At 70.8% G+C, this 4,486-nt stretch carries 6 protein-coding genes; 2 read left to right on the forward strand and 4 right to left on the reverse strand.

The genetic code is table 11. The annotated features are described in order from the left end of the window. The 4 genes from D471_RS0113545 to D471_RS0113560 form a co-directional block, all read right to left on the reverse strand. The coding region (locus D471_RS0113545) for a GntR family transcriptional regulator (RefSeq protein WP_017599106.1) at nucleotides 1-328 on the reverse strand (328 nt) is incomplete at its 3' end. Between the two features lie 49 nt (nucleotides 329-377). Continuing rightward, nucleotides 378-1,127, reverse strand: a complete 750-nt coding sequence (locus tag D471_RS0113550) for a maleate cis-trans isomerase family protein (RefSeq protein ID WP_017599107.1) — start codon at nucleotides 1,125-1,127, stop codon at nucleotides 378-380. Between the two features lie 29 nt (nucleotides 1,128-1,156). Beyond that, nucleotides 1,157-1,963, reverse strand: coding sequence for a maleate cis-trans isomerase family protein (locus tag D471_RS0113555; protein WP_017599108.1), 807 nt, complete (start codon nucleotides 1,961-1,963; stop codon nucleotides 1,157-1,159). 78 nt (nucleotides 1,964-2,041) lie between these two features. After that, nucleotides 2,042-2,524, reverse strand: coding sequence for a DUF3830 family protein (locus D471_RS0113560; RefSeq protein ID WP_017599109.1), 483 nt, complete (start codon nucleotides 2,522-2,524; stop codon nucleotides 2,042-2,044). Between the two features lie 310 nt (nucleotides 2,525-2,834). Here D471_RS0113560 and D471_RS0113565 point away from each other — a divergent pair, with 310 nt between their 5' ends. After that, a complete protein-coding gene (locus D471_RS0113565; RefSeq protein ID WP_017599110.1) occupies nucleotides 2,835-3,854 on the forward strand; it encodes a D-2-hydroxyacid dehydrogenase in 1,020 nt (339 codons plus the stop codon). Nucleotides 3,855-3,889: 35 nt separating this feature from the next. Next, nucleotides 3,890-4,486: amidase family protein (locus D471_RS0113570; protein WP_017599111.1), on the forward strand; the 597-nt coding region annotated here is incomplete at its 3' end.

Below are 4,486 nucleotides of genomic sequence, written 5' to 3' on the forward strand. Positions count from 1 at the left end.
CTCCCCGGTTCCCCCGCATGATGAGTTCGCACGCGGTGCGTTCCACCGCGAGCCTGGCCACGTAGATGTCCCGCACGTCGTCCGCGGTGAGCTCCCGCACGAACAGGCCCCTGTGCCGTTCGCTGCGCAGCAGCCCCTCCTGGACGAGCCGCTGCATGGCCTCGCGCAGCGGTCCCCGGCTCACCCCCAGCTGTCCCGCCAGTTCCGCCTCCCCGAGTTGGTCCCCTGGGGCCAGGGAGCCGTACATGATCGCCGATCTGAGCTGGTCGGCGATCAGTTCGGCGGTGGACCGCCGGGGCACGGGTCTCAGGTGACCTGGGGCGGGCATGGGCGGCATTCCTTTCGTCGGGGACACGGGGTCGGGTGTGTCGTCGAGGCTAACGGGCGGCCAGCGCGCTGGTGAACGCGGTGGCGCCGGAACGGAAGAGGGTGCCGGGGCCCGACCGGGCCGCGGTCACCCCCGCCAGCCGCAGCCCCTCCCAGATGCTCACCTGGTTGGCGGTGAGCACGGTCTTGCCGATCAGGGCCTCCATCGGCTCGATGAGGTCGGCGCTGTGCAGAGCGGTGTCCGGGACCAGGATGGCCTCGGCGCGCGGATGGTCGTTGGAGATGACGAAGTCCAGGACCTCGTCGGGGTCGAGGTCGCCGACCTCGGCGGCGGTGACGATGCCGTGGCTGGCAAGGGAGAGGACCGTGACACCGGCCTCGCCGAGGAAGTCGACGAAGCGCCGGGCGACGTCCTCCGGGTAGGTGGCGGCGATCGCGACCCGGGTCACCCGCAGCTGCCGGAGCGCGTGCACGAACGCGAACGAGGTGCTCGACGACGGCACCCCGGCGGCGTTGCGTACCCCCTGGACCTGTTTGCGGGCACCCTCCCAACCGAAGACGAAGCTGCCGCTGGTGCACGCCCAGACGGCTGACTCCACACGCATCCGGGACAGTTCCCGCGCCCCCGTCGCCAGGACTTCCTCGCCTCCGACGTCGAGCAGGGCGTCCACCCGGTGGGAGTCCTCACGCATGAGCGTGTGCACGACGGGGAGTTCGACCTCGCCGCCGAACATGGCGGCGAACGCCGTGTAGTCGTCTTCGGCACTGTAGCCGGGGTAGAGGAATCCGACCCGGGTCATGGCGCTCCTTCGGTGGGTGTGGCCGGTGGTCACACGGCACTCGGTGCCGTGACGTCGAGCAGGCGCTGGCCCTGGGCGACGGCGTGTCTGTTGGCCTCGCGCAGCACCGCCCACATGGTCACCTGGTTGGCCGCGATGACCGGCTTGCCCAGTTCGCGTTCCAGCGGCGCGATGATGTCGTAGGTGAGGACGTTGGTGCAGCTGATGTAGACGCCCTGGGCGTCGGGGTGGTCCACCGAGTGGACCGCCTGGGAGACCTCGGCGTAGGTGACCCTCCAGATGTGGCTGAGCAGGCCCAGACCCACGCTGGACGTGACCCCGACACCGTGCTCGCCCAGGAAGCCCAGGAGCCGGTCGGTCACGCTGTCCACGTACGGGGTGACCACGGCGATCCGGTCGAGTTCCAGTGCGCCGAGCGCCTGGACGAGCGCGCCCGAGGTCGTGACGGCCGCCGGAGCCCCGGCGTTCACCATGGTCCGGTGCAGCTCGCGTTCCCCCTCCGCGCCGTGCACGAAGCTGCCGGAGGCACAGGCGTACCCGATGGCGAGCGGTTCGGGGGCGAGGAGCGCGCGGACCGCGGGGTCGACGCTCTGCTCCATGCTCAGGGCGGCCGCCTGGTCCACCGTGACGGGGACGTGTACGTACGGCAACCGTGTGACGTGCAGTGAGACGTCGTCCGGTGTCCACCTCCAGAGCTCACGGTCGAGCGCGAAGTCGTAGGGCGCGATGACACCGACCCCCGACTGCCACGGGGTCGGCTTGGTCGCGGCCAGTTCGACGACCTCGCGCTCGGCGCCGGTGCCCTCGGCTGGTGTGGAGAATCCATCGGTCCGCATCGGTCACTCACCTCCCGGAAACGTGTTGGGTTCGTATGCGTGCGTACGGGGATGCGGGCCGACCGGACCGTGGCCCGGTCAGCGTTCGAGACGCTCGTACAGGAGGCGTTCGCCGACGCTTCCGGAGCGCCAGACGTCGTTGCAGGCCTCGGCCATGGCGGGCAGGTTCTCCACGACGGTGGCGAACACGTTGCCCGGAACCCAGCCGACGTCGCCGTTGAGCAGTAGGTTGTTGCGCCCGTAGAAGAGGGCGAGGTCGATGACGCCCGGCAGGTGGTCGATGCCCTTGTCCTCCTTGAAGGCGCGGTCGAGCATCCCGCCCTCGAAGGAGAAGTAGACGACGTCGCCGGGGATCGGGGTGACGGTGGGATTCTCCTGTCCGGGTTCGGCCTCGGCGAACCGCGGAACCATGGTGTAGACCTCGTTGCGCGCGTACTTGGCGTGCTGGACGGCGTCCCCCTGAGGGAGCGCGTTCCAGACCGCGTCACAGGTGCGCGGCGCGTCCTTGTCCAGGAGTTCGGCCACGCAGGACACTCCGCGTTTGGCCAGTGTGATGGTCATGTACCTGGGCAACGGTGGTGTCCCTTCGACGGCGGCGCTCGTGGTCGTGGTGTTGGGGACGAAGGCGGCACAACAGAGTTGTTGATTGTCGACAATCTTATGGTTTACATGTCTCGTGCGGCAATAGGTGTGCGCGGGTTGGGTATCCCGACCCCTCTGGGGTGGTCGGGAAGCCCTGTTTCGCCGGAGAAGAGACGATTTGTGGATTGTTGACAATCCTATGTCGGCTCCCTAGCGTTTCTCGTGCGGGGCGGACCGTCACCACCTCGGACGACACCGCTGACCACGTCGCCAAACGGAGTGCACGCCCGTGAAAAGTCCCAATGCGCCGCACCGGCCCCGACTCCTCGTCCTGCGTGGGGAGGACCTCCCGCCCGGCCACGAACGGATCGACGACCACCCCGGCCTCGGCGAGGTCGTCTACGCCACCGCCGACGAGCTGCCCGCCCGCCTGCCCGGCGCGCACGCCCTGTTGGTCTGGGACCTGTTCTCCGAGGCGCTCGCCTCCGCCTGGCCCAAGGCCGACACCCTGACCTGGGTCCACGCCGCCACGACGGGGGTGGACAACCTGATCTTCCCCGGCATGGTCGACAGCGACGTCGTGCTCACCAACTCGCGCGGGATCTTCGAGCAGCCCATCGCCGAGTACGTCGTCGGCCAGGTGATCGCCTTCGCCAAGGACTTCCACCACACGTGGGACCTCCAGCGCGCGCACCGCTGGCGGCACCGGGAGACCGAACGCGTGGCGGGGCGGCGGGCCCTGGTCGTGGGCACCGGTCCGATCGGCCGCACCATCGCCCGCGGCCTCTCCGCGGTGGGGATGGAGGTCCACGCCTCCGGGAGCCGCGCGCGCTCGGGCGACCCCGACTTTCGCTCCGTGGTCGAGTCCAGCCTCGCCGACCGCGGCGCCGACGGTGCCCCCACCCTGGCCGCCGCGCTGCCCGAGGCCGACTACGTGGTCGTCGCCGCGCCGCTCACGGACGCCACCCGGGGCCTGGTCGACCGGCGCTTCCTGCAGCTGATGAAGCCGACCGCGCGCCTGCTGAACGTGGCCCGCGGGCCCATCGTCGTCCAGTCCGACCTCGTGGCCGCCCTCCAGAAGGGGCGGATCGCGGGGGCCGCCCTGGACGTGTTCGAGGACGAGCCGCTGGCGGTCGACTCCCCGCTGTGGGAACTGCCCGGATCCGTGGTCTCGCCGCACATGTCCGGGGACGTCGTCGGCTGGCGCGACGACCTCGTCGACCTGTTCCTGGACAACCTCGCCCGCTACCTCGACGGGCGCGAACTGCTCAACGTCGTCGACAAGGGCCGCGGCTACGTGCCCGGCTGATGACCCCTGACCACGGTGTGACCTGGGAGGCTGAAGTGACGATCCGTACCGATCGGACCGAGATCGACGGAAACGGTGCGGCTGTCGGCGCGAGCCGACCGTCCCCGGAGGTGCCACGCGCGCGCGGCGGCGTGCCCACCAGCCCGGCCGACCTGTCCGCCGAACAACTGCTCTCGGCCTACGCCTCCGGAGAGCTGTCCCCGGTGGAGGCGGTGGACTCGGTCCTGGAACGCATCGAGCAGGACAACCCCGCGCTCAACGCGTTCTGCCTGGTGCGGCCGGAGGAGGCGCGGGCGGCGGCGCGGGCCTCCGAGGAGCGGTGGCGGCGGGGCGAACCCGGCGGCCTCCTGGACGGGGTCCCGGCCTCGGTCAAGGACATCCACCTGACCCGCGGCTGGCCCACCCTCCGGGGATCGGTCACCACCTCCCAGGCCGGCCCGTGGGAGGAGGACTCCCCGGTGGCCGCCCGGCTGCGCGAGCAGGGCGCCGTGTTCGTCGGCAAGACGACCACGCCGGAACTCGCGTGGAAGGGGGTCACCGACAGCCCCCTCACCGGGGTCACCCGCAACCCGTGGGACCTGTCCACCACCCCCGGCGGCTCCAGCGGGGGCGCGGCCGCCGCCGTGGCGGGC

It is taken from the genome of Nocardiopsis lucentensis DSM 44048 (genome assembly GCF_000341125.1).
In the GTDB taxonomy this organism is placed as follows: domain Bacteria; phylum Actinomycetota; class Actinomycetes; order Streptosporangiales; family Streptosporangiaceae; genus Nocardiopsis; species Nocardiopsis lucentensis.